Below are 25,324 nucleotides of genomic sequence, written 5' to 3' on the forward strand. Positions count from 1 at the left end.
TTCATAGAGCAATCCCGGGTATTGGCTGCTTTTGACATGACTATCCAGCAACCGCTGTGCCATTTTGTGGTATAAATTGTTAAATACCTAAAAATATTGCAAAAAAATATTTTTTTTGCTATGATTTAAGCTTATTTTTTTCTTACATTGATGTAGTTTATGGAAGGATAAAAATACATTTTTAGTAATTTTTAGATAAATAAATACAAAAATGTATTTTTATTTGTCGATGGGGTGCCGGCGGGGTCAATGATAATCGGTATGCTGTGCACGAACCCAATAATATCAATACGCTTGATAAAATCGGCCATCGGATGCAAGCCATTCGTGTCGTGCTTATTTTATAAAAATAGAACAGCCTATTTCGAGAGCCGGTCAACCGACAAGGGGGGAAACATACCGAATTTTAAAGAATTGGATTTTGACTTACAAAATTGTCGGTTTTTGGCCCTTCAATGGAGGTTGCGGCGGGGATTCATCAATAAGCGCGCACAACGATTACATGTTGAGAACAAATTATCGCTTGCCTTTTAGATTGGTTCTCCATAAGTTGATAAACTCGTTCGCGTCCATCCAGAAATAATCAAAGGAGATACCACCAATGACGGTTGCCAAAAAAATCAGCCAGATTATGGACCAATCTTCATGGATCAGAAAAATGTTTGAAGAGGGTGCCAGGCTCAAGGCCGAGCATGGTGCCGACAAGGTCTTCGATTTCAGTTTGGGAAACCCCAACCTGCCGCCTCCGGAGAAATTCAACGAAATCCTACGGGATACAGTGGATTCATGCGGGCTTGGTGACCATTGTTACATGCCCCAGGCGGGCTACCCCCAGGTGTGCGAATCCATTGCCGAGTATCTGCAAGATGAGCAGGGAGTGAGTATCTCCAGTGATGAGATCATTATGACCTGCGGCGCGGCCGGTGCCCTCAATGTCATTTTCAAGGCCCTGCTCGATCCGGGCGATGAGGTGCTGACCCCGACGCCGTGTTTTGTGGAATACCGGTTTTATGCCGACAACCACGGCGGTGTTCTTAAAATGGTGGGCACCCGGCCGGATTTTACCCTGGATCTGGACGCCATCGCCGCTGCCATTACCGAAAAAACCAAGGTCATGCTGATCAATTCACCCAACAACCCCACCGGCCAGATCTATAGTAAGCAAAGCCTGGATGCGTTGGGTGAACTGCTGGCTCAAAAAAGCAGCCAGTACGGCCGCACCATTTACCTGGTGTCTGACGAGCCTTACCGCAAAATCGTTTTCGGCGATGCCACAGTGCCGTCTATTTTCCAGTGTTATCAGGAGAGCATCATTGCCACATCCTATTCCAAGGATATTTCCATTCCCGGTGAGCGCATCGGCTTTGCCGCGGTTAATCCCGCGGCCGCCCACAAGCACACCTTGATGGGCGGCATGTCCCTGGCCAACCGTATTCTGGGGTTTGTCAACGCCCCGGCCCTGATGCAGCGCGTGGTTGCCTGTATGCAGGGAATGAGCGTGGATATTGGCGAGTACCAGCGCAAGCGGGATCTGTTTTGTGACGGGCTGGCCGATGCCGGATATGATTTTACCACACCGCTCGGCGCGTTTTATTTGTTTCCGCGCACCCCCATCGATGACGATGTGGCGTTCGTCAGGGCCCTGCAGGAAGAATTGATTCTGGTGGTCCCGGGCAGCGGGTTCGCCGGTCCCGGTCATTTTCGAATTGCTTTTTGCGTGGACGATCAGACGATCGTCAATTCGCTGCCGGGGTTTAAGAAGGTAATGCAAAAATACAAATAAGTTCGGTTATTTCAACACATAGAAGAAAGGGAGGAATTTCTATGAAAATCTTGAAGATCGATCATTTGGGCATTGCGGTAAATAGCATTGATGAGGGCAAATCCTTCTGGTCCGATATTTTGGGGCTGAATTTTGAAGGGGCGGAGACGGTCGCTGAGCAAAAAGTCACCACGGCGTTTTTCCCGGTGGGGGAAAGTGAAGTGGAACTGCTCGAATCCACTGCCCCGGACGGCCCGGTCGCCAAGTACATCGAGAAGAAAGGCCAGGGCATCCAGCATGTCGCTTTTAGAGTGGAGAATATCGAAGACGCACTGGCCGAATTGAAAGAAAAAGGCATTGCCCTCATCGATCAGCAGCCCCGCATCGGTGCCGGTGGTGCCAAAATCGCTTTCTTGCATCCCAAAGCCACCAAGGGGGTGCTGGTGGAGTTGTGCCAGCGCGACTGATAGCGTTCCATCATTGATATACGAAAGAAGCGGCTTCCAGCATCTTTTTAATGGTGTTGGGGGCCGTTTTTTTTCTTCTGCAGTCTCCATCACCCTTATCCGCGTTTTACAGTGCCTGGCCATGAATGTCTCATGAATTGTACAACCCTGGCACCTGTGTTACACTTCTTGTCAATCTATACGATTCCCCGATGACCTCTTATTGACTTTTGCGGCATTTTTCTTGCTACGCTTCGTGTTGGCCGCGCAACGGATGTTGTCTTCTCCAAGGCCCGCGTTTGATCCTACGAATCGACTGCTTCAACCACTTTGACCAATTAGGAGTATCGCCAATGGAAACAAAATCCACTGTAACACCATCTGCCCATCCCATGTTGTCCGGCCTGACACCGGACAGAGCCAAAAAAGGAAAGATCGTTTCCGCAGAGGAAGCGGTACGCATCATCCGGGATGGCGATACGGTGGCCACCGGCGGCTTTGTGGGTACCGGTTTTCCCGAGCAGATCGCCGTGGCCCTGGAAGCCTATTTTCTGGAAAATCGGCGTCCACGGGATCTGACCCTGGTCTATGCCGCCGGGCAAGGGGATGGGAAGGACCGCGGTTTGAATCATCTGGGCCACCAGGGATTAGTCAAACGCGTGGTCGGCGGTCACTGGGGACTGGTGCCCAAGCTGCAGAAACTCGCTCTGGAAAATCAGATCGAGGGCTACAACCTGCCCCAGGGAGTTATTTCCCATATGTATCGGGACATTGCCGCCCATAAACCGCGTACGATCACCACCGTGGGCCTCGGTACCTTCGTCGACCCGGTCAACGGCGGCGGAAAAATCAACGATATCACCACCGAGGAACTGGTAGAGCGGATTCAATTCGATGGTAACGATTACCTGGCCTACAAAACCTTTCCCATCAATGTGGCCTTGCTCAGGGGAACCACCGCCGACACCGACGGAAACATCACCATGGAAAAGGAAGCCCTGACCCTGGAATCCCTGGCCATCGCCACGGCAGCACGCAACTCCGGTGGATTTGTCATCGTTCAGGTTGAACGGGTGGCTGATCGCGGCACGCTCAAGGCCCGTGATGTCAAAATTCCGGGAATCATGGTCGATTGTGTTGTGATCGCCCAGCCGGAGCACCACTGGCAGACCTTTGGCACGACCTATAACCCGTCATTCAGCGGCGAGATCAAAGTGCCGGTCCAGTCCCTGCCCCCCATGGATATGGGAGATCGCAAGATTATTGCTCGCCGCGCAGCCTTCGAGCTGATTCCCAACAGCGTGGTCAATCTCGGTATCGGTATGCCCGAGGGGATTTCCAACGTGGCCAACGAGGAGAAGATCATCGACTACCTGACCCTGACGGCGGAACCCGGGGTGATCGGTGGCTTGCCGGCCGGGGGGCTCGATTTTGGTGCCGCGGTTAATACCGAGGCCCTCATCGATCAACCTTCCCAGTTTGATTTTTATGATGGCGGTGGGTTGGATTTAACATTCCTGGGCCTGGCCCAGGCGGATGCGGCCGGCAATCTGAACGTCAGTAAGTTCGGTCCCCGGTTGGCCGGAGCGGGCGGATTCATCAACATCAGCCAGAATGCCAAGAAGGTGGTTTTCGTGGGCACCTTTACTGCCGGCGGATTGAAAATTTCGATTCAAGACGGCAAGTTATGCATCGATCAGGAAGGTAAGGCCAAAAAATTTGTCAAGACCGTCGAACATGTCACTTTTTCAGGGGACTATGCCGCCGCTAAAGGCCAATCTGTGCTTTATGTTACCGAACGTTGTGTGTTTTCACTCACAGCAAGCGGCATGGCGTTGATCGAGGTGGCACCGGGTATAGACATCGAACGGCATATCCTCGAGCAGATGGATTTCAAACCGGTGATCAACGGCATGCCTGAGATCATGGATCCGCGCATTTTTAGCGATGGAATCATGGGGCTCAAGGAAGACTTGTTTGCCGTGGCGCTGGAAAAAAGACTGGCCTTCGATTCCCGTGAAAACCTGTTTTTCGTCAACTTCGAAGCCTACGCGATTCGAACACCGGAAGATATCCAGGCCGTCAAGGATGCGGTCAGCAAGGTTTTGGATCCGGTGGGCCACCGGGTTTACGCCGTCGTCAACTATGACAATTTCAGCATTGTGCCCGAACTTGTCGGCCCGTACTCCGACATGGTCAAGGGATTGGTGGATCGGTATTACACCGGCGTGACCCGCTATACGACCAGTGCCTTCCTGCGGATGAAAATTGGTGATGCGCTCAAGGAACGCAAGATGGCACCGCACATTTACGAAACGCGAGAAGAAGCAGAGAAGGTGTTGAAGGGCAAAACGGTGTAGCAGGAATGATACATCTATCCATTTCCAGACAGACCAATACCGTGTTTTTTCATTTTTTTATAAAGCAGGGTGCGGTGAATGCCCAGCAGTGATGCGGCTTTTGCCTTGTTGTTGGCGGTTTGTTCAAGGGCGGCCAGAATGGTCGATCGCTCGGCTTCGGCCTGAGCTTCGCGAATTGTTGAAATACCGGTAGATACGCTGGATGCTGGCTTTTTTTGAAACATGAAGGGGAGATCGGCAAGTTCAATAACATCTTTGTTCATTGTTGACAGGGCACGGTCCAGCACGTTGGAGAGCTCCCGGACATTGCCCGGCCAGGGATGATTGACAAGGGCATTGATCGCTTCCTGACTGAGCCTGATTTCATCGGAATTGGTGCCTTGGGTTGACTGGCGCAGCAGGTGACGGGCAATGGGGATAATATCATCAATGCGCATCTTCAAGGGGGGGATCGCAAGGGACATGACGTTGATCCGATAATACAGGTCCCTGCGGAAACGTCCCTGTTCAATCAGCTGTTCCAGATTCTGGTTGGTGGCGGCGATAAGGCGGAAATCGGATTGGATGACATTGTTACCGCCCACCCGTTCAAACACTTTTTCTTCCAGGATGCGTAAAAGCTTGGGCTGCATCTCCAGGGGAAGGTCGCCAATTTCATCCAGAAAAATCGTACCCTGATGGGCCAGTTCGAATTTGCCCGGTTTGCCTGCCGATCGGGCGCCGGTGAAGGCCCCGCGATCATAGCCAAAAAGTTCGGTCTCCAGAAGATCCTTGGGAATCGCGGCACAATTGATTTGCACAAAGGGATGGGTCCCCCGGGAACTGGCATGGTGGATACTTTGGGCGAAAAGTTCTTTGCCGGTCCCGCTTTCGCCAACAATCAAGACCGGATAATTATTGGCAGCGGCAACAAGGGCCTCCTGTTTCAGATCGGCAATGGCCTGGCTGCTGCCAATGATGCTGTCCAGGGTGTAGCGAGTCGAGCAGCGGCTCATCAATTCCTTTTTGTAGCGTTTGACCTGGGATTCCAGACTGCGCAGCTTTTTTGCCAACTTGACCACTTCGCTGACATCCTGAAACATCACCAGTCCCAGGACGGCAATGACTTTGTCTTCCTTTCTCAAGGGAATCCGATGAACAACAATGTTCTGCCCGCGAATCATCTGGGTCTGGTTGATTTCCGGCCGACCGGTGCGGGCGACGATATGCATGCGGCTGTTCTCTACCACGTCGGTACAATGGCGTCCGATGCTTTCACTGACGTCACACTCCAAAAATCGGGCATAGGGTTTGTTCAGGTGGGTTACCCTGCCATTGGCATCGGTTACCATGGCGCCGTTGTGAATACTGTCGAAGATCAGCAGAAACAGGTCCAATTGATCTTGTATGGATCTGAATTGATCCTTTTTTCGAACGGTCATGACATGGCCTCGCCGGGTTGTTCTCCCCAAACGAGAAACAAAGAGGAGAAGTTGTATTAAATTTGGTTCATGTATCTCTATTGATACATATATTTTGGGGGCGCGTCTATCTCTATTATCCCGCTGCCTCCTCCATTTTGCGCTAACTATTTGAAATTAGATCGATAAAAATATATCTCAGACAGCACCTGGATTGGTCTTTGATTTGCATGGTTGGGTGGCATTTCGGTATGCTTATCTATTGGTCCGGCCATTTGGAAATGGCTCCTAACCACAACCGCTGACAGGTGATGAATTTTTTCCTGATCATCGATTCCATTGTTGCAACCGTTCCGATTGGATGACTGGCCTCACTCGGATTGATCCGGGGCACTGACCGGATGTCATGGCCGCATGATTCCGGAAAAGGTCCTGCTGGAAGCGTTGCTATTGAAATTTATAATAATTTTTAAGATCTTGCCGTTGACGAACGGCACTGAAAGATAGATATAATGGAAAAATGAATCATGTTCAAATTGTTTGCCGTATTTTTATTGTTGACAGCGTATGGATTCTATAATAGTTCAACCTATTATTGGTACGACCAATAAGTCTTTGAACATAGGACCACTATATAATAATTAGTTTTTTTAATCGTGAAAGGAGGTGAGGGGTAAGCCTGCCAGCAGCAGCCGGTTCAACGGTTTAATTCGATCTTTTAATATTTTCCGTTTAGCAGGGAGGAGTTCAACATGAAGAAAGCGTTAATTACATTTTTTTGCATCGCTCTGGCTCTTTGTTTTCTCACCAGCACATCTTACGCCAAGCGTGAAAAGTTTGGCAGCGACCCCCGCCACGATGTGGCCAAACGCGTGAAATTCAAGGCCTCCGATGACAAAGTGCGCTGGAAAATGGTCATGCCATGGTCCAAGGGACTGCTGTTCTACGACATTGCCGCCCATTTTTGTGACACGGTGCGTCTGGCGACCGGTGGTCAATTCGACATCAAGCCGTTCTCGGCCGGTGAGTTGGTGCCCGCCATGCAGAGTTTCGATGCGGTGAGCAAGGGCTCCGCCCAGGCAGGACATGACTGGCCCGGCTACTGGAAAGGCAAAAACGAGGCTTTCGTGGCCTTTGCCTCGGTGCCTTTTGGCCTGGATGCCGAAGGCTACAACATCTGGCTGTACGAAAAAGGCGGCGCAGACATGATGAACGAGCTTTACGGCAAGTTTAACCTCGTTGCCCTGCCTGGCGGTCAGTGCGGACAGGAGATGGGTCTGTTTTCCAACAAACGCGCCACCAAAATGCAGGATTTCAAGGGTATGCGCGTGCGGACCCCCGGCTGGTACATGGACATTATGAACAATCTGGGCGCTTCGGTCAGCCCCCTGCCCGGCGGCGAGGTGTACCTGGCCCTGGAGCGCGGCGTCATCGATGCGGCCGAGTTCTCTTCTCCGGCCATCAACTATCCCATGGGATTCGATGAAATTACCAAGTTTGCCATCCAGCCCGGCGTTCATCAGCCTGGCATCCAGTGCGGCCTGTTTTTTAACAAGGACGCCTATGACAAGCTCCCCGAGCATTACCAATGGATACTGGACATTGCCGCCAAGGAAACCCAGCTGTGGTCCTACAACTGGATCAATGCCCTCAACGCCGAAGCCATCCGTCGGTTCAAGGAAAAAGTGGAAATCGTGAAAATGGACAAGGAAACCATCATCGCTTTCCGCAAGACCACCAAAGCTTACATCGATGACCTCAAAACCAAACACCCCTTCGTGAAGAAAGTGATGGATTCCCAGGAGGCCTTCCTCGAATCCTTTGCCGACTGGCGTGATGCCCGCAGCGGGGTGACCCCCTGGCCCTATGAAACCTTCATCGGCGGACGGACCACCGAGTAGCCGACGGTTTAATCGAAAATCCAATCATGGGAGAAACCCGGACGGGTTTTGCTTGCCAGGGTTTCTCCCCCGATTCAACACCAACACTAGGAGTAGAAGGAAATGCTGAATGCAATTACCAAGGGCATTGATTTCCTGATCGAAAAACAGGGACAGCTCACATCGTTTCTGATCGTGCCCCTGCTTTTTATCGTCCTTTACGAAGTGCTCATGCGTTATGCGTTTAACGCCCCCACTGTATGGGGATTCGAGGCCACGGCCTTTGCCTACGGCATGCATTATATGCTGGGGTTGTCCTTCATGGAAAATGCCCAGGGACATGTCCGGGTGGATATCGTTACCGGTCGCCTGCCCAAACGGGTCCAGGCCGTGGTGATGATCGTCGGTTATCTGATCATTTTTCTGCCGGTTTACGGATTGATGACCTGGGGCGCGTTCAAATTTGCCCATACGGCCACGATAACCAATGAGCTGAACTCAACCAGTTGGGCTCCGCGTATCTGGCCTTATAAAATCGCCATGGCGGTAAGCTTTTTGTTCCTGCTCCTCCAGGGACTGTCCACTATGCTGAAACAGGTACAATTCCTCACCGGGAAATCGGAGAGTTAGACGAGTGCCCATCCATAAATGGCCAATTTGCCCAATATCGGCGTTGCCCAAAAAAATTTATCCTCGGAATATCATCCATATGCCTGTGGTAAAATTTTTCGTGCGCCTTGATCTTGACCAAATTTGCCTATTTCTGGAAGGACACTACACGAAGGCTGAAAAGGACGTATCTTATGAGTTACGAATTTATGACTGTCGCCATGTTTGTGGTGCTGATCCTTACCATTGTCACGGGACTGCCGTTGGCCTACTGCCTGGCCGGTGTCGCCACCCTGTTTGGTTTGATTGACAATGGCTGGGACGTTTCTGGCCTGTTCGACATGTTTGCCAACAACTGCTGGGGCCTGATGAACAACTATGTGCTGGTGGCCATCCCCCTGTTCATTCTCATGGCTCAGCTGCTGGACCGGTCCAAAGTGGCCGAGAAGCTTTTTGATGCATTGTATATTGTATTGGGGGGACTCAAAGGCGGACTGGGCCTGGCCGTCGTTTTAGTGTGCACGGTTTTTGCGGCCACCACGGGTATCATCGGCGCATCGGTGGTGGCCATGGGGCTGCTTGCCACACCGGCCCTTTTAAACAAGGGCTACCAGAAGGAAATGACCAGCGGGATCATCTGCTCGGCCGGAACACTGGGCATTCTCATTCCGCCCTCCATCATGATGGTCGTCTACGGCGGCCTGACTGGTTTGAAGGAGACCTCGGTTGGTAACCTTTTCGCCGGTGCGATTTTTCCGGGGCTTATCCTTGCCGGGCTGTATTTCCTGTACATTCTGATTCGCTGCCACATCAATCCCGAGCTCGGGCCGCCCATCTCCAAAGCGGAGGCCAGAAGCTGGAGCGCAGCCCAGAAATGGGGCATGACCCTGAAATCCCTCGTTCCCCCGCTGGCGTTGATCCTGGCGGTCATGGGCACCATCCTGGCCGGCATTGCTACCCCTACGGAAGCCGCGGGACTGGGGGCGGCCGGCGCGGCGCTTCTGGCCATCTTCAACAGAAAGATGAACTGGCAGGTGATTCGGGATTCGGCCTATTCCACCATGAAGACCACTGCCATGGTGATGATGCTTTTCATCGGCGGTAAATTCTTCAGCACCGTGTTCCTGAGCATGGGCGGCGGTGACGTGGTGGCCGATCTGATGATCGGATCCGGGCTCAACCGCTGGGTGGTGTTGGCCATTATGATGGTTATTGTTTTCCTCATGGGGATGTTTATCGACTGGGCCGCCATTTTGCTGATCACGGTGCCCATTTTCATGCCCATCGTGCTTGAACTGGAGTTCAATCCGCTGTGGTTCTCTTTGCTCATGTGCGTGAACCTGCAAACCTCGTTCGTGACGCCGCCCTTCGGCTATGCCCTGTTCTACTTCGCCGGTGTGGCGCCCAAAGGCTACACGATGATGCATATTTACAAAGGCATCATGCCGTTTGTTTTTCTTCAGCTCATCGGCCTGGCGATTCTGGTGATGTTTCCCGGATTGATCACCTGGCTGCCCGCGCTGTTTTTTGGCGCTTCATAATGGCGTTCAGCGTTAAATAAATGAAAGGCGCAGCATGGTAAAAAAGGTGGCTAACGGCCAAACCCAAAAGGTCTATTTTTTCGGTACCTGTTTGATGGATGCCATTTATCCCGATGCCGGGATGGCGGCCATCCGTTTGCTCGAGTCCCAGGGCCTCGATGTGGTGTTCCCTGAGGGCCAATCCTGTTGTGGCCAGCCGGCCTACAATTCCGGGTTTCCCAAGGAGGCCCGGGCCGTGGCCCGCCAGCAGATCGAGGTGTTTTCCAAGCCCTATCCGGTGGTGGTGCCGTCCGGCTCCTGCGCGGGCATGATGAAGCATCACTATCCGGAGTTGTTTGTCGGCAGGCCGGAAGAAGCCGCGGCAAAAGCGTTTGCTGCCAGGGTTTATGAATGGTCGGAATACCTGGTCGATGTCCTGGCGGTGAACCTTGAGGATAAGGGCCAACCGACGACCATCACCTGGCACAGCTCCTGCCATGCGACGCGCGAAATGGGTATCATCCGGCATTCCAAGGCCCTGATCCGCCAACTGAAAAACGTGAAGCTGGTAGAACTTCAGCGCGAATCGGAGTGTTGCGGATTCGGCGGCACCTTTGCCGTCAAGCAGCCCGCCATTTCCGCTGCCATGGTGATGGATAAGGTGGCGGATATTGTCAACACCGGCGCATCGGCCGTGGTGTCCGGTGATTGCGGGTGCCTGATGAACATCTCCGGTGCCATGGCCCATCTGGGGGTTTCCGTCGCCGGTCAACACCTGGCTGAATTCATCTGGGAGAGAACGCATGGATAATGAGACTCGCTTTGATTTTTCCAGCAATATCGAGTGCGCTCTGAAAGACAAGCAACTGCGCCGTAACCTGCGAAATGCAATGGACATTCTGGTGGAAAAGCGGCGTGCGGTGTTTCCGGACGCCGCCGAACTGGAACAATTGCGCAACGCTGGCAATGCCATCAAACGGCGAGCCTTGAAAAAGCTCCCCCAGTTGTTGGAAAAACTTGAGACCAACTGCACAAAAAACGGCATCACCGTCCATTGGGCCGAGGACACGGATCAGGCCAACGGGATCGTGCTGGATATTCTACGTCGCCACGATGCAAAGGAAGTGGTCAAGGGCAAGTCCATGGTATCTGAGGAAATGCATCTTAATCATTTTCTCGAGGAGCAGGGGATCGAGGCCCTGGAAACAGACCTGGGCGAGTTTATCATCCAGCTCAACCATGAAACCCCGTCGCACATCATCGTCCCGGCGATTCATAAAAACAAGGATGAGGTGGCCACCATCTTCCACGAGAAAATCCCGGCCACACCCTATACGGAAAACGTGGAGGAACTGACCGCCATTGCCCGGCGGGTGCTGAGAAAGCGTTTTGCCCGGGCCAAGGTCGGGATCAGCGGCGTTAACTTCGCCATTGCCGAAACCGGGACCCTGCTGCTGGTAGAAAACGAGGGCAACGGTCGTATGTGTACCACGGCACCCGATGTCCACATCGCCGTCATGGGGCTGGAAAAGGTGGTTGAAAAGCTTTCCGATGTCACCCCGCTTCTGCGACTGCTGACCGGCTCGGCCACCGGTCAGACCATCACCACTTACGTCAATATGATTTCTTCTCCCCGGCGGGAGGGTGAAAAAGACGGACCCAAGGAAGTCCACCTGGTCATCCTGGACAACGGCCGGTCCAGTATACTGGCCGATCCCGAGCTACGCCAGACCCTGCTGTGTATCCGCTGCGGGACCTGCCTCAACCATTGCCCCGTTTATGTGCGTATCGGCGGTCATGCCTATGGTCATGTCTATCCGGGACCCATCGGAAAAATTCTCACCCCCCAGATGGAGGGGCTGGGCCGGGCGGGTGTGCTGGTCAGTGCGTCCAGTCTGTGCGGTGCCTGCGGCGAGGTGTGCCCGGTTCGCATACCGATTCCCGATCTGATTCGACGGTTGCGCAACGAGTGTATTGATGAGGACCACAATGGCACGGTTGCCGGGGCAGGCCATAAGCGAACCCTTGCCGAAAGCATGGTCTGGAAAGGCTGGGAACTGGCCAATCGCTCGCCGGCCCTCAATCGCATGGGGACCCGGCTGGCAGCGGCAATGGGTGAGCATTTACCAAAGGTGGGACCGCTCAAACAGTGGACACGGGTCCGCAACGCACCGGTGGTGGCCCGCTGCAGCCTTCACGACCGGGTTCGCAAAGAAGGGGTGAAAAATGAATAGCCAGACTGCCCGCAAGCACATTTTTGCGCGCCTTAACGCATCGGGTACCGAGCAGACGGACGTTCCTGACGTCGACATGCCCCAGGTCCTGTCCCTTGGTCAGGAAGAGAAGATCTCCCGGCTGGTCTCCATGATGGAGGCCATGCGCACCGAGGTGCACGTCGTGGATGCCGACCGGTGGACGGAAACGCTTAAGGATCTCGCACGCCAAAAAGGCTGGAAACGGCTGCTCTACGGACCGGGGTCGACCATCGGGCCGGCCATTGAAACGGCGTGGGACGACGATGGCGGCATGCTGCCCGAACTGATGGCGTACAAAGAACCCGTTGAGACGTTCAAGGAAGAACTGTTCACGCTGGATGCCGGAATTACCAGTGTCCGTGGCGGTGTGGCCGATACCGGGGCCATCGTCCTGTGGCCCGATCGGCACGAACCCAGGCTCCTGTCCCTGGTTCCGCCGGTACACGTGGCCATACTGGATGCCGATACGATTACCGGCTCCCTGTCTGAGATGATGGTTGCGGAAATGTGGGTCGACGGTATGCCCACCAATGCGCTGCTGATCTCCGGACCGTCCAAGACTGCAGATATCGAGTTCACCCTGGTCTTCGGGGTGCATGGGCCCAAGGAGCTGGTGGTGTTGATCCGGCAATAGGACGTCTATCCACAAACGGCATCTTTAGGCCCAGGCCGGCGTTCTCGCTCGGCTGAAGTCCTCAACGATGTGATCATCATGGCGACATATTTTTCGCCCCTGCGCGGCTTACAGGCAATCTCTCTCCATGCCGAATGAATGAATTTGATCGTTGGGTGGTGTGCCTCAACCCAACATAATCTTGAAAGACAACAAGGACCCAAACCATGCTCAACGATTCCATCATCCAAGAATTTAAACGGATTGTCGGTGAACAGAATGCCTGGAACGACGCCACCGACCTGCATACCTATTCCTATGACGCTGCCGTGGTGGATCCGGTTCAGCCTGGCCTGATCGTGCGTCCCACCACAATCGAAACCCTTGGGCAGACTGTGCGCCTTTGCAACGCCAACGGCCTGCCGCTGACAGTCCGGGGCGCCGGCACCAATCTTTCCGGCGGCACCGTGCCCCTGCCCGATGGGATCGTCATTGTCACCAACGGGATGAAATCAATCCTGGAAATCAACGAGGCCGACATGTACGCCGTGGTGCAACCCGGCGTGGTTACCGCACAGCTCGCCGCCGCCGTGGAAGCCAAGGGCCTTTTTTACCCGCCCGATCCCGGCAGCCAGGCCGTGTCCACCATTGGCGGGAATGTGGCCGAGAACGCCGGCGGCCTGCGCGGCCTGAAATACGGGGTGACCCGGGATTATGTCATGGGGGTGAGCTTTTTCGATGTGGACGGCAACCTGGTCAAATCCGGTTCCCGTACCGTCAAGTGCGCCACCGGTTACAATCTCACCGGCCTGATGGTCGGCTCCGAAGGCACCCTGGGCGTGTTTGCCGAAATTATTCTTAAACTGATTCCCTTGCCGGCCCATCGAAAAGCCATGATGGCGGTGTTCGAGTCCATGGAAAAAGCGTCGGAAACCGTGGCCGCGATCATTGCCAACCGGATTGTTCCGGCCACCCTGGAATTCCTGGACAATTTCACCATTCGTGCCGTAGAAGACTTCAGCAAGGCCGGTTTGCCCACGGATGCCGCGGCCATGCTGCTGGTGGAACTGGACGGCCATGCCGCCCAGGTGGAAGAAGATGCGAGTCGTGTGGAAGCGCTGTGCAAATCCATGGGGGCCTCATCCATACGGGTGGCCCAGGACGCGGCCGAGCGGGATCGGGTGTGGGCCGCGCGTCGGGCGGCTCTGTCGGCCCTGGCCCAACTGAAACCCACCCTGGTGCTGGAAGACGCCACCGTGCCGCGCAGCCGCATCCCGGCCATGGTGGCTGCCATCCAGACCATCGCCAAGCGCTATGACCTGACCATTGGCACGTTTGGGCACGCCGGCGACGGTAACCTGCATCCCACGATTTTGACCGACAAACGCGACACCGCCGAGTGGGAGCGGGTGGAGCGGGCCATCGACGACATTTTTGACGAGGCCCTGAAGATGGGCGGGACCCTTTCCGGCGAGCACGGGACAGGCCTGGCCAAGAGTCGTTATCTGGAAAAGGAGACCAGTGCCGGGACGATTCTCTTCTCGTCCCGGCTCAAGCGGGCCCTGGATCCGAAAAATATTCTCAACCCTGGAAAAATATTCAGTGCAAAGGTGTAATCGATTATGGCCTCTATGGAAGCACTTGCCCGCCTCATGCGGGAACTGGAAGATCAATTGATTGTTTGTATGCGCTGCGGTATGTGTCAGTCGGTTTGCCCGGTTTTTGACCAGACCGGCCGTGAAGCCGACGTGGCCCGGGGGAAACTGGCCCTTTTAAGCGGGCTGATGGAACAGATGTTCGATGATCCCGAAGGCGTTTACGAGCGGCTCAGCCGCTGCCTGTTGTGCGGTTCCTGTTCTGCCAACTGTCCCAGCGGCGTAAAGGTCCAGGAAATATTTCTCAAGGCTCGCGCCATCTTAAGCGGGTACATGGGGCTCCCGCCGGCCAAACGGCTGATACTTCGGGGCATGCTGGCCAGGCCGGCGCTTTTTGACCGGTTGACCGAATGGGGGGCACGGTTTCAGACCATTTTTACCCGGCCGGTCAATGACATCATCGGCACCTCCTGTGCGCGGGTGATGTCGCCGCTGCTCGAAGGCCGTCATTTCCGCACCTTGGCAAAGGTTCCGTTCCACCGGCAGGTTCCCGGCATGGACCGGCCGGCCGGAAAATCAGGGCTTAAGGTGGCCCTTTTTACCGGTTGCCTCATCGACAAGATGTTTCCCAACATCGCTCACAGCACCCTCCGGGTGCTCGATCATCTGGGCGTGGGGCTTTTCTTGCCGGAAAACCAGGGCTGCTGCGGAATCCCGGCGCTTTCCAGCGGTGACCTGGACACCTTTGGCAAGCTGCTGGGCCACAACCTGGCGCGTTTTGCAGAAAGCGATTTTGATGTGCTGGTGACCGCCTGTGCCACCTGCACCTCAACCATTCACGAGATCTGGCCCACCATGGCTGAGGAGCGCCATCGTGAAGCCGCCAAACGGCTGGCGGAAAAGACCATGGACATCAACCAGTTTTTGGTCAATAAGGTTGGGCTCAAGCCACCCGCCGGCAGGGCCGGCAGCAAGCACGTGGTGACCTATCATGATCCGTGTCACCTGAAAAAGGCCCTCAAGGTGTTCGATGAACCCAGGGCTGTCATCCAGGCTGCACCGGGATACCAGTTGAAGGAAATGGCCCAGCCGGACTGGTGCTGTGGCATGGGGGGGAGTTTCAATCTTCAGTATTATGATATATCAAAAGGGATCGGCGAGAAAAAGGCGGCCCAAATTATGGCAACCGGTGCCGATACCCTGGCAACGGGATGCCCGGCATGCATGATCCAGATTTCGGACATGCTCTCCCGCGCAGGTGCGGGCATTGCCGTGAGGCATCCCATCGAACTTCTAGCAGAGGGGCTGGATGAGCATTCGACTTAAACCGATCAATCGCCAGCGGATTTCCGACCAGGTGCTTGACCAGCTGCGCAGGCTGATCCTCAATGGGGAACTCAAACCGGGCCAGAAAGTGATGACCGAACGGGATTTGGCCGACGCCCTGAACGTCAGCCGCAATTCGATTCGCGAAGCCATCAACAAGCTGGTCGCCATGGGGTTCATGGAACAGCGCCAGGGGCAGGGAACGTTTGTCTGCTCGGTCGACGATGCGGTTAAAATTCCGCTGGGCACGGTCATGGAAGCCCAGGAGGCCAGCCTAGTGGATCTGCTTGAGATGCGTATGGGAATCGAATGCAATTCCGCCGCCATGGCCGCCAGACGGGCCAATGCCCAAGACCTTGCGGCCATGGAAGCGGCCCTTGCGGAAATGGCCGCCGACATCACCGGCGGTGGGTTGGGTACCGGCGGAGACCTTGCCTTTCACATGGCCATTGCCGGGGCCACCCAGAATCCCATGCAGATCTACATCATGAAGAATGTGATCGACTATCTGCATATGGGGATCAGCGAGAACCTGTTTCACCTGTATGAAGATCCCCAAAACATCTCCACCATCCTCAAACAGCACCAGGCTATTTATGAGGCGATCCGTAGCGGCAATGCCGATGATGCATTCCAGGCCATGAAAAATCACATCGACTTTGTGATCGAGTTTTTCGAGGCCTGGGAATAGGCGGATGGTCGATTCTTAAACAAAGGTCGGCTTAAGTTTGTAAATCTGTACTTGTAAGGGAAGTACGGCCTATGGGTTATTTTCTTTTTTTGTAAAGGTCTGGTAAACTTCCTTTAATTTATTCAAGGTACCGGAGCCGATCCATTTATCCGCTTTCTGCAATACGGATTGAATCGTGCCCAAAACATCCTGATCCCCGGGCCACAACTCACTTACAACCAGCCGGTTCGCCTCCTCCTTCTGATTGAGATAGAGATTGAGCACGTAACAGGCCAGAACCAGGTCGTCCAGGTATCCTAAAGGGCCGAAGAATGCTTCCGGCAGAAAATCGATGGGGCTGAAAATGTAGGCCAACGTCCCGGCAAATTTAGCTTTGTCGATCGCCGGGACACGATCATCCAGGGTGAGCTTGACCAGGAGATAAAAAAAGTCCGGAATCAGCAGGATATAGTCAGCATATTCCGGTTTCTTATCTATTTTTTTATCATACCATGCGGTGACTTTCTCTCGTAGCTTGACATAAAAGTCCTTCTGTTTTTGTTCGCTTTCCTCAGGCAGTTGATTTTGACTCATTTGGTTTTTCCTTTCCTTGTTTGTACAATATTACAATTTGGCTGATAACCGGTCAAGAAATGCGGTCACGATTTATGTCAGTTAAACGCTTCAACAAAATCGTGCTTGCAAATTCACATCTGTCGCGTTTTATCTTCGTTGTCGTCGGTTTTTCCGACCTACGATATCTACCATCAGTTATTGGACCGTTACGAGCACTATAGGCAGGACACAATATCGGTTTTGGAAAAATCATCACCTTTGAACAACAGAGACACATTCCGGCTCTTCGCCAGCGCGTATGAAAAGAGGTCTCCATAATTGAGTTTTGCCGGATGCCTTCCCTTGCCGAAGCGTTCATATGCCTGGTTGGCGATCGTCATTTGTTGATGATCCACAGGCACGATTTCAAAAAGGGGTTGGGCCAATAAATGATTGAAACGCAAAATGCCTTCCGCACCCAGTCTTGCAGTAACGACGATGTGCAGTTCCACTGCCGTGGCGGCACTCACCAGAACCTTTTCAGCTTCCAGCAGTGCTTGGCGATAAATGCCGGCATCCTGTTCTTTTTGTAAGATCGCAACGAATGCGGATGTGTCGGCAACGATTGTCATGGTAGACCGTTTTCATCGTAGCCTATGATTTCGTCCGGTTTCCGATGATCCAGAACGGGAAGTGCCGCCAGTTCATCAAGCAAACGGGCCGTTTCCTGGCGGGATGCGCTATCTTTTTTCTTACCGCCGTGATGTTCTAAATAGTAATCGAGCGCAATTTCAACTGCTGCAGTCTTGTTGACGCCTAAAATGCGGCTGGCTTGAATCGCTTTTTCCTCGACGTTTCGATTTGCAATGTTAAGTGCCATGGTTTTATATTCGATATATTGTTGTATGTATATCGTGTATGTATGTATTTTGGGCGGCATCTGTCAAGGAAATCTATTTCTCGCTATACAATATCCTGTAGCGGTATGGATATTGACACACCATTGTCGCTTCGATATATTTTTTTAACGTTAACACAAATTCCTCATTTTAAGTATACAAATTGCTGGGATAATCTGCCTCATATCGCTACCGCTGAAGACAGTACGTTTCACAGAAAACGGTATAGACAACAGAGTATATGCTCGCGTGCCGACTATCCCGATATGCGATAAGGCAACCTTTTATAATTGCTGGATAGCAAAATAAACAGGATAGAAGCATGCAAGCATCAGAATCCGTAATGGGCGGCTTGAAAAAAGGCCTGCCACTATTTTTCAACAGGATGACTGTCAGTCTTTTAATCATTTGTTTGGCTGCAATGGGCTGCGCCCTGATTAAATTAAAGAAAATGAATGCCGAAGTCCTGGCCTCCACGGTCCTGGTCGGGCAGGTTTCCACCGCTTTTCCGGGCAAAGGGCCCATTATTGTGGCTGCCTACACCATGAATCAGAGCAAAAGAGAGGTGGTTCATTTTACGGTTCTGCATGATTTGGGTGAGTATGAACTCATGGTTGCCAAGGGAACGTATTACGTTTTTGCGTATTGGGATAAAAACAGCAACCTGATTTATGACGATGGCGAGCCGGCCGGGCAGTATGGCGACCCGAAAAAGGTTATCGCACCGGCTGGCGGCGTAGTTGGGGAGATCAATATCGCTATTCCGGAAAAAGCGCAAAAAATTGATGTGCCCTCTCGATCAGCTATATATTTCGGCGCACAGCATGGGGGGACTAGTTGCCCGGTCCTTTATTGTGGATCACAGCGCCCTTTTTCCCTATGTAAAACTTTTTGTCTCACTATCTACTCCGTGGGGGGGCGCCGGGATGGCCGAGTACGGTGTCAAGCAATCGCCCGCAGTCGTGCCGTGCTGGGTCGATATGCAACCGGAAAGTGCGTTTATCCAATCACTATACCGATCAAAAATGCCGGAGACAGTCAGCTTTTACATGTTTTACGGTCACCGGGGAAGCCGCAACCCCTTTCGATCGAATAACGACAGAACGATTGCCTTTTCCAGCCTTTTGGACCGCCGAGCGCAGTCAGAGGCGAAAATGAATTATGCCTTCAGTGAGGACCATGAAAGTATTCTATATAGCAAGGCTGTACTGGAACAGTTCAATACGATTATCAACAACATTGACGCAAAAACAGGCGGATACCTCAAGATCCACTTTTCATATGACCACACCTTCAAGGGTGAAAGGCCTGACCTGGGACTGATACTACAGCCCATTGGTAAAAAGGGTGCGGAAATGGCAATCAGATTAAGCGCCAATGATAATGGCAGAAGACTTGGCCCTTTCCCTGCCGGTGACTATTTGGCAACCGTTGGCGCTTTAACTGCCATCGGTAATAGACTACCTGTCACTATTGAGGACAAGGCAACAAGTGCGCTCAAATATGTGTTGACCCCTGACCATGTAATTTACGGGACGCTGATATCCGCTTTGCAATCGAAAGACTGGTCAGCCGGGATGCCGTATCATGAGAATTTCACGATACAATCAATTACATTAAGCGGCTCCGGTATTCATCGAAAACTCGATCTGCTTGACGGTGAAGATGTCAATATATTGGACTATTTAATTCCACGTACGGATTCCTACTACAAAGGAAATTTCGTTTTCTATGGATTGCCCGTTGGTGAATTCGAGCTCATTATCCGTGCGCAAGGCTATAAACCCTTCGTAAAAAAGTGTTTTATCAAAACGGGCAAACAATCAGATCCGATAATTGCTGAATTAACGCCGGAATGATGGGTGTGAGTCCGTTTACCCTTTTGCCTTTCGTTTTCACGCAAAAGGGAAACGGCTGAACCAAATCGTTCGATTTAATTCTTGACCAAAATCGTAGGGTAACTCCCATGGTTGCATCTTTCGGCAAACGGCGAATTAAAGGGATAATATGCTTTCATAAGTGAGATCTAACATGCAAACTGAAAAGGCTGATATTCAGCGTCAAATGGTGAGAAGCCGATACGCCCAGACGGTGACGGGAAAGGGTTGCGGATGCACATCCAATACGATTGGCGGGTGTTGCGGGTCCAGCTCCGATCCAACTGTGTTATCAACCTTTCACCGGAAAAGCGTCAGGTATTCAAGCCCAAAAATGAGCATCGCTTTTCCACAAAAACAGGTGCTGGAATGACCGATAGACTGAATATTTTTTGATGCTCGCGGCCGTCTAAATTATCCCCTTAGTCTGGAGTGCGTTTACAATCATAAACAGAGCGGCAAGCCAGTTTGTATATGCAAAAAGCGTTTTGAGGTGTTTCGGTTTCGTGCGCAATGCCAGCTTTCCACCGAGGATTCCTCCGACAATGGTAATAATCGCCAGGGGAATGGCCCATGCAGGATTAAAATCCCCTTGGACCGCATGGCCTGCAAACCCCATGAAAGCGGTCGCCGCGATCAAGGTTGATGCCGTTCCAACGGCTGTATGCATGGGAACTCCACAGGCTAAAACCATCAGGGGAACCAGAAAAGAGCCTCCTGAAACACCCACCATCCCTGAACCAAAGCCCGTTAAGATTGTTACCGGCAGCGCGATACACAAGTTCACGCCATATATTTGCGAGCCGGATCGAATCCGGATAACACCGAAATGGTTATCCGCAGGTGACGGTTGACGATCAGAGACAGGCATGAGCATGACGATGCCGGCGATCAGCAGCATAACAGAGAATATCAGTTTTAAAGAAAAACCACTGAACAAATGTGAAAAATACCCGCCGCCAAGCGCCGATAATGCGGTGAACGAACCCACTAAAACAGCCAACAGCCATGATACCGATTTATTCTTTTGGAAAACGAACATCGCGGCGACAGAGGCTGAAAAAAGCATAAACTGACCGGTTGTCGCCGCTTCATGCATGGGAACACCGGCGATTGCCAAAATCACGACATAAAAATTACCGCCCCCCTTGCCGACCATGGTCATGGCAACGGCGACAATGAAGATGAGGAAGCTGGTGATCATCAAACTGCTCATTTAAGAATTCCTCGAATCCAGCAAAAAACCATTTTCCATTCCGAAAAATGTATGGGGTGCTATTTTGTGTTTCCCCTTACCAAAAAAATCCAATGTTAGCTTTCTAAGCACTTGTTCCATCTCTTCTCCAATTCTTGTTTGAATTTCGCAAAACCCCATTTCCATATCATTTCAATACGGATTCTTCCAGATCGCAGAACAATTTCGTCAGGGTAATCGCATTTATAATAATCCATGCCGACTCAAATGATAGTAAAAATAGGATAAAAATTCGGATGATTATAATGATTTGAAATGATTAAAAATATGCGGCCACCCGGGTCGTAGGGGCAGGCCCCTGTGCCTGCCCTGGTTTGGAAGTCGGGCCAAAATCTTGTTGTGTGGATCGGCTGACAAAATCAAGGGGAGGGTTAAAGGGCAACCACTGGGGGTTGCCCCTACGGTGGCCGTGATAACCACAATGCCGTGAATGGGCTTCAACCAGGTATCACCATGTCATCAAAGAAAAAGCAGGGCTAACGGCTGATTGCTAAAAGCTGACCGCTCGGCTTGGGTTTCTTAAACCGCCCTTTTCAATGACGCTAAAAATAAAGATCCACAATCCCGTGCATCCGCCCGCGCGGCGCAAAGAAAAAAAGATTTTTAACGATGAGATTTTCAAGGATCTGTCCAAGTATAAAGCAACCATGGTATTTTACATGTCCTTGCGCAATCTTAAGGAATTGACTGCCAAAAGTCAGCTTGCAGCAATCAAGATCGAAAGGGAACGTTTAACTGATTTATTCGCCGGGTCAATATCAATGTTTTGCTGTAGTACTATCCGCATCATTTATACTTGCGATTGCCCTGTTTTGCCTGGCGGTGATGCTTTATTTTTTTCCGGAAAATCGCTATAGTCCCGCCGACTTTTGATTGACGATGCTGATACTCTTTTTCTCTGAATGACGGGGTTGGTAACGATGGCGGTGACCGCAGAAGATAAAAAACGATTTTTCAGGCGGATCAGTCTGCTCTTTGAGGATCAGCTGCCCTTTGACCGCGTGCTGGGTATGCGTGTGGCTTCGGTGGCGGAGGACAAGGCGTCGGTTACCTTTGACCGGCGCGACGATCTGATCGGCAACGTATTTCACCAGACCCTGCATGGCGGCGTGATTTCGTCAGTGCTGGACGCTGTGGGCGGTTTGACGGCCTTGGCCAGCTTGGTGGAACGTGCTGCCGGCCTGCCCGAGGAAAAGTTGGTGGCTATTTTTTCGCAGGTGGGAACCATCGATATCCGGGTGGACTACCTGCGGCCTGGTAGGGGCGACCGATTCACCGGCAGTGCCTGGATCATGCGATCCGGTCGCAAAGTGGCCGTGACCCGCATGGAACTGCATGCCGACAGCGGTTTGCTGGTTGCCGTGGGAACTGGTACTTACATGGTCGGCTAAGATCCGGCCTCCACATGTGGCCCAGCGGATCGATGCCGGTGGCTCGCCCCCACTATTTGGTGACCTGAGGTCTCTTTTTTTTTTTGATAAATCAATTTTTTTCGTAAAATGTGTTTGGTTCATAACGCCATCCTCGGGCGAGCTGCCTCTCTTCCTTCAATAATCGCAGGTAGGCGTACAGGCCGATCGCAGGTGCTACAAGCCGGGTTTTCCAACCAAATTCCCGATAGATATCCGATAGGAGCCGTTTCATCTTTCTAACCATGGAAGGCGTTTTACGATAGTACCGTTTCATCGCCCAAACCGCTCCGGCATAGGTTGATCGCAAGGGGTGTACTTCCCTATTATAACGCTTTCTAATACGTTTATCAGGATTGTTTTGGTAACGCTGCCAGCCGGTCAATAGGGTGCGGATTAAACGTGCCAGGCTGGGACCGTTCTCTTGAAAATCCTGCTCAAAGGCTCGTAGCAGAAAGCCCTCCTCCTGGCCCGGATCAATGTTCCCATGTCGGTAGTTGAATCGGTATTGGCCGTGGGCATCTGCAAAAGGGAATTCGTCTTCGCCTAACAGTGACCCGTCTTTTTGGTGAGCCTCATAAAGCGACGTTCCCGGAACAGCCGTATACAGCATGAATTGGTGAAAATCCGTTTTGTGGCGAACAGCATCGGAAATGATCTGATTGATAGTTTCAGGTTTATGATGGGGCAGTCCAATAATGGAAGAACCGAGAACACGAATTCCATGCGATTGAAGGCGTCTCACTAATTGATAAGTGTCTACACCCGCCAATTTTGAATATTGACTGTCTTTTCCTTCAATGCCCATCCAAACCCATCCGACACCTAATTCGACGAGTTGATCAATCGTATAGGAGCGAAGGACACGGGCGGAACTAAAAACATTCAGCATCCAACTCTTTTGGTGGGCTTTCATCAGATCCAGAAGGCGAAGCGCACGCTGGCGGTGTAGAAGAAAATTTTCATCGAGAACGAAAAATGAATTTACTGCCAAGGTATCTTCCAATCGACACATGACCTCGAAAAGTTCGTCGCCGGTTTCATAGAAATTTACAAATTTCCCTTTTCCACCGAAAAGGGCGGATGTGGAACAGAAATTACAGCCCACGGGGCAACCCACTGATGGAATAAGGATAGCCGCTGTATCACCGGGTTTGTCCGGCAGATTAATACCCATTATACGGGTTCCAAAGGCCGAAATCATTGCCGGATGTTTCACTGGAAGATCCTGTGGCTGACCAAGAAATTGGCGGAACCAGGCAATACCGTCACCCCGGACGATGTGGTCGGCGTCGACTGCCTGATCAAGGCCAAGGTAGTTGGTAATGTGGCCTCCCACCACAATAATCACGTTGGGCTGATACCGGCGGATCAATCGGCACATGTCTTTCACTTTTTCAATGTTGGGAAGTATGGCGCTGATCCCGATGATATCATATGATTGGTCACACAACTCCTGAATAAACCGTTTACGTGTTGCAAAGTCTAACACCGTGCAAGGCGCATCTATATTCGCCTGGAGCATGAGCAGGCCGAACGAACGATGGAACATTCGCAGGGAAAAGCCTCCCTGCACTCTTGTGACCTGGTTTTGATAAAGTTCCATAGGATTGATGGTTCTGCTTCCATATTGATCGTCACAGGCATAAGGCCCAAAAACACTCGCCAACAGCACGCGTGCACGAGTGCCCTTTGGGTGTGGTTTTATTGCGAATTGCATATTTATCTCCTGTTTCGGCCTGAAAATTTATTCTTTTAGCATAGTTCGTTGCCGATGCCGTTGATATAGAAAAGCGGTGTTTTACAAAAGGTTTACATTCGATGATAGATGAGGGCTGAATTGCTATCTTTCCGAAAAATAATGGTGGCGGGGAACCGTTTCTCTGTGAGTTCAAACAATGAGAAAATAGTTGCTTCCCCTTGTCAACTACGTTACCCTGCACATTAAAAAAAAAGAAATTTCCTTTTATGATGGGCTGGCATGAGGAAGTGTAAGTAATATGGAGAAAAAGTGAATGTGAAACCATCGAATAAATCATTTCATTCTAATTAGTTAACTATTAATTCAATTAAGTGGTGCTATCTGGCCGATGTCTCAAAATATATCATGTATAACGTGTGCTGAATGCTGTAAAAATTACCCATATATCAGTTTGTCGCAAAGTGAAGTAATTTTGATAGCTAAGTGCACAACACTCAATGTCGATCAGTTTGCGGAATCGAAAGAAAAAGAGGCGGGAAGTTATTTTTTAAAATTTAATAAAAATGGAGACTGTTACTTCTTGGAATACGATAATGGCACCTATTGTTGTCAAATATACGAGATAAGGCCGTATATTTGCCGAAATTATCCAGATACAACTATTCAGAAGGAATATTGTAAGGGAAAAATTAAATAATGCCTTGATCAATTCTCAAATTATTTTTAGTAAGACGACTTTATATCCTAACGCTTCGGATTTGTATGTTTAAAAGTCTTTTGTAGGGATAATATTTATTTTGTAAACAAATATTTAACTTGCTTTGTTCGAAAAATAGGTTAATATATAAACTATTCAATCAAGTCCTGCTATCTTCATTTTCACCTCAGGACAGTTTCTCTCTGCAGGTTAACACCATTTGCCCAAATGGCACCCTCCAGTTAGCGACATTGAAAATCGTATAAGAAAGGAGATTGTTATTATGGCCAATGGGACAGTTAAGTGGTTCAATGACCGTAAAGGGTTCGGGTTCATTGAGCAGGAAGACGGAACAGACGTTTTTGTTCATCACTCAGCAATCAATGCGACTGGTTTCAAATCCCTCAACGAAGGTGACCGAGTATCCTTTGACGTAGAACAAGGACCGAAGGGCCCTTCTGCAAAAAATGTGACCGTAGCATAGAACATTACTG

At 51.4% G+C, this 25,324-nt stretch carries 23 protein-coding genes; 17 read left to right on the top strand and 6 right to left on the bottom strand.

Features of this window, described 5'->3' with window-relative positions:
• Window positions 1-601 precede the first annotated feature (601 nt).
• From Dvar_RS01840 to Dvar_RS01850, 3 genes are all read left to right on the top strand, one after another.
• Complete coding sequence (locus Dvar_RS01840; protein ID WP_419660022.1) at window positions 602-1,783, top strand: pyridoxal phosphate-dependent aminotransferase; 1,182 nt, start codon at window positions 602-604, stop codon at window positions 1,781-1,783.
• Window positions 1,784-1,824: 41 nt separating this feature from the next.
• Window positions 1,825-2,229, top strand: coding sequence for a methylmalonyl-CoA epimerase (mce, locus tag Dvar_RS01845; protein ID WP_419660023.1), 405 nt, complete (start codon window positions 1,825-1,827; stop codon window positions 2,227-2,229).
• Between the two features lie 332 nt (window positions 2,230-2,561).
• The gene (locus Dvar_RS01850) at window positions 2,562-4,568 is read left to right on the top strand and encodes an acyl CoA:acetate/3-ketoacid CoA transferase (protein WP_419660024.1); all 2,007 of its coding nucleotides are present in this window, start codon (window positions 2,562-2,564) and stop codon (window positions 4,566-4,568) included.
• Window positions 4,569-4,582: 14 nt separating this feature from the next.
• Here the strand turns inward: Dvar_RS01850 and Dvar_RS01855 are convergent, their stop codons facing one another.
• The gene (locus tag Dvar_RS01855) at window positions 4,583-5,989 is read right to left on the bottom strand and encodes a sigma-54 interaction domain-containing protein (RefSeq protein WP_419660025.1); all 1,407 of its coding nucleotides are present in this window, start codon (window positions 5,987-5,989) and stop codon (window positions 4,583-4,585) included.
• A 731-nt stretch (window positions 5,990-6,720) separates the two neighbouring features.
• Between Dvar_RS01855 and Dvar_RS01860 the strand changes: the two genes are divergently transcribed.
• The 9 genes from Dvar_RS01860 to Dvar_RS01900 all read left to right on the top strand — a co-directional run bounded on the left by Dvar_RS01860 (window position 6,721) and on the right by Dvar_RS01900 (window position 16,457).
• On the top strand, window positions 6,721-7,869 hold the full coding sequence (locus tag Dvar_RS01860; RefSeq protein ID WP_419660026.1) for a TRAP transporter substrate-binding protein: 1,149 nt from the start codon (window positions 6,721-6,723) through the stop codon (window positions 7,867-7,869).
• Window positions 7,870-7,971: 102 nt separating this feature from the next.
• Entirely contained in the window at window positions 7,972-8,478 is a 507-nt protein-coding gene (locus Dvar_RS01865) for a TRAP transporter small permease subunit (RefSeq protein WP_419660027.1), read from the top strand.
• Window positions 8,479-8,651: 173 nt separating this feature from the next.
• Window positions 8,652-9,998, top strand: a complete 1,347-nt coding sequence (locus Dvar_RS01870) for a TRAP transporter large permease (protein WP_419660028.1) — start codon at window positions 8,652-8,654, stop codon at window positions 9,996-9,998.
• Window positions 9,999-10,032: 34 nt separating this feature from the next.
• Entirely contained in the window at window positions 10,033-10,788 is a 756-nt protein-coding gene (locus Dvar_RS01875) for a (Fe-S)-binding protein (protein WP_419660029.1), read from the top strand.
• Entirely contained in the window at window positions 10,781-12,211 is a 1,431-nt protein-coding gene (locus Dvar_RS01880; RefSeq protein ID WP_419660030.1) for a LutB/LldF family L-lactate oxidation iron-sulfur protein, read from the top strand. Before Dvar_RS01875 ends, Dvar_RS01880 begins: the two co-directional genes overlap by 8 nt.
• Complete coding sequence (locus tag Dvar_RS01885) at window positions 12,204-12,866, top strand: LutC/YkgG family protein (protein WP_419660031.1); 663 nt, start codon at window positions 12,204-12,206, stop codon at window positions 12,864-12,866. The genes Dvar_RS01880 and Dvar_RS01885 overlap by 8 nt, the downstream gene beginning before the upstream one ends.
• A gap of 206 nt (window positions 12,867-13,072) precedes the next feature.
• Window positions 13,073-14,461, top strand: a complete 1,389-nt coding sequence (locus Dvar_RS01890; RefSeq protein ID WP_419660032.1) for an FAD-binding oxidoreductase — start codon at window positions 13,073-13,075, stop codon at window positions 14,459-14,461.
• Between the two features lie 6 nt (window positions 14,462-14,467).
• Window positions 14,468-15,766 carry a (Fe-S)-binding protein gene (locus tag Dvar_RS01895; protein ID WP_419660033.1) on the top strand — a complete coding sequence of 433 codons (1,299 nt, stop codon included), beginning with the start codon at window positions 14,468-14,470 and terminating at the stop codon, window positions 15,764-15,766.
• Window positions 15,750-16,457 carry a FadR/GntR family transcriptional regulator gene (locus tag Dvar_RS01900; RefSeq protein WP_419660034.1) on the top strand — a complete coding sequence of 236 codons (708 nt, stop codon included), beginning with the start codon at window positions 15,750-15,752 and terminating at the stop codon, window positions 16,455-16,457. Before Dvar_RS01895 ends, Dvar_RS01900 begins: the two co-directional genes overlap by 17 nt.
• 69 nt (window positions 16,458-16,526) lie before the next feature.
• Here Dvar_RS01900 and Dvar_RS01905 read toward each other — a convergent pair whose 3' ends face one another.
• The 3 genes from Dvar_RS01905 to Dvar_RS01915 form a co-directional block, all read right to left on the bottom strand.
• Window positions 16,527-17,030: a YkvA family protein gene (locus Dvar_RS01905; RefSeq protein WP_419660035.1), complete on the bottom strand. Its 504-nt coding sequence runs from the start codon at window positions 17,028-17,030 to the stop codon at window positions 16,527-16,529.
• 197 nt (window positions 17,031-17,227) lie between these two features.
• Window positions 17,228-17,623: a type II toxin-antitoxin system VapC family toxin gene (locus Dvar_RS01910; protein ID WP_419660036.1), complete on the bottom strand. Its 396-nt coding sequence runs from the start codon at window positions 17,621-17,623 to the stop codon at window positions 17,228-17,230.
• The gene (locus Dvar_RS01915) at window positions 17,620-17,871 is read right to left on the bottom strand and encodes a type II toxin-antitoxin system VapB family antitoxin (protein ID WP_419660037.1); all 252 of its coding nucleotides are present in this window, start codon (window positions 17,869-17,871) and stop codon (window positions 17,620-17,622) included. The genes Dvar_RS01910 and Dvar_RS01915 overlap by 4 nt, the downstream gene beginning before the upstream one ends.
• 341 nt (window positions 17,872-18,212) lie before the next feature.
• On the opposite strand from Dvar_RS01915, the gene Dvar_RS01920 reads away from it, so the two are divergent.
• Window positions 18,213-18,986, top strand: a complete 774-nt coding sequence (locus Dvar_RS01920; protein WP_419660038.1) for a hypothetical protein — start codon at window positions 18,213-18,215, stop codon at window positions 18,984-18,986.
• Between the two features lie 58 nt (window positions 18,987-19,044).
• Entirely contained in the window at window positions 19,045-19,749 is a 705-nt protein-coding gene (locus Dvar_RS01925) for a carboxypeptidase-like regulatory domain-containing protein (RefSeq protein WP_419660039.1), read from the top strand.
• Between the two features lie 427 nt (window positions 19,750-20,176).
• On the opposite strand, the gene Dvar_RS01930 is transcribed toward Dvar_RS01925, so the two are convergent.
• A complete protein-coding gene (locus tag Dvar_RS01930; RefSeq protein WP_419660040.1) occupies window positions 20,177-20,983 on the bottom strand; it encodes a sulfite exporter TauE/SafE family protein in 807 nt (268 codons plus the stop codon).
• A gap of 959 nt (window positions 20,984-21,942) precedes the next feature.
• Between Dvar_RS01930 and Dvar_RS01935 the strand changes: the two genes are divergently transcribed.
• Window positions 21,943-22,413 carry a thioesterase family protein gene (locus Dvar_RS01935; protein ID WP_419660041.1) on the top strand — a complete coding sequence of 157 codons (471 nt, stop codon included), beginning with the start codon at window positions 21,943-21,945 and terminating at the stop codon, window positions 22,411-22,413.
• A gap of 91 nt (window positions 22,414-22,504) precedes the next feature.
• On the opposite strand, the gene Dvar_RS01940 is transcribed toward Dvar_RS01935, so the two are convergent.
• Entirely contained in the window at window positions 22,505-24,151 is a 1,647-nt protein-coding gene (locus Dvar_RS01940) for a B12-binding domain-containing radical SAM protein (RefSeq protein ID WP_419660042.1), read from the bottom strand.
• A 370-nt stretch (window positions 24,152-24,521) separates the two neighbouring features.
• Between Dvar_RS01940 and Dvar_RS01945 the strand changes: the two genes are divergently transcribed.
• Both Dvar_RS01945 and Dvar_RS01950 read left to right on the top strand, forming a co-directional pair.
• Window positions 24,522-24,830 carry a YkgJ family cysteine cluster protein gene (locus Dvar_RS01945; RefSeq protein ID WP_419660043.1) on the top strand — a complete coding sequence of 103 codons (309 nt, stop codon included), beginning with the start codon at window positions 24,522-24,524 and terminating at the stop codon, window positions 24,828-24,830.
• A 283-nt stretch (window positions 24,831-25,113) separates the two neighbouring features.
• Entirely contained in the window at window positions 25,114-25,314 is a 201-nt protein-coding gene (locus tag Dvar_RS01950) for a cold-shock protein (RefSeq protein ID WP_419660044.1), read from the top strand.
• Window positions 25,315-25,324 lie beyond the last annotated feature (10 nt).

This window comes from Desulfosarcina variabilis str. Montpellier (genome assembly GCF_048565275.1).
GTDB classification, from domain to species: domain Bacteria; phylum Desulfobacterota; class Desulfobacteria; order Desulfobacterales; family Desulfosarcinaceae; genus Desulfosarcina; species Desulfosarcina variabilis.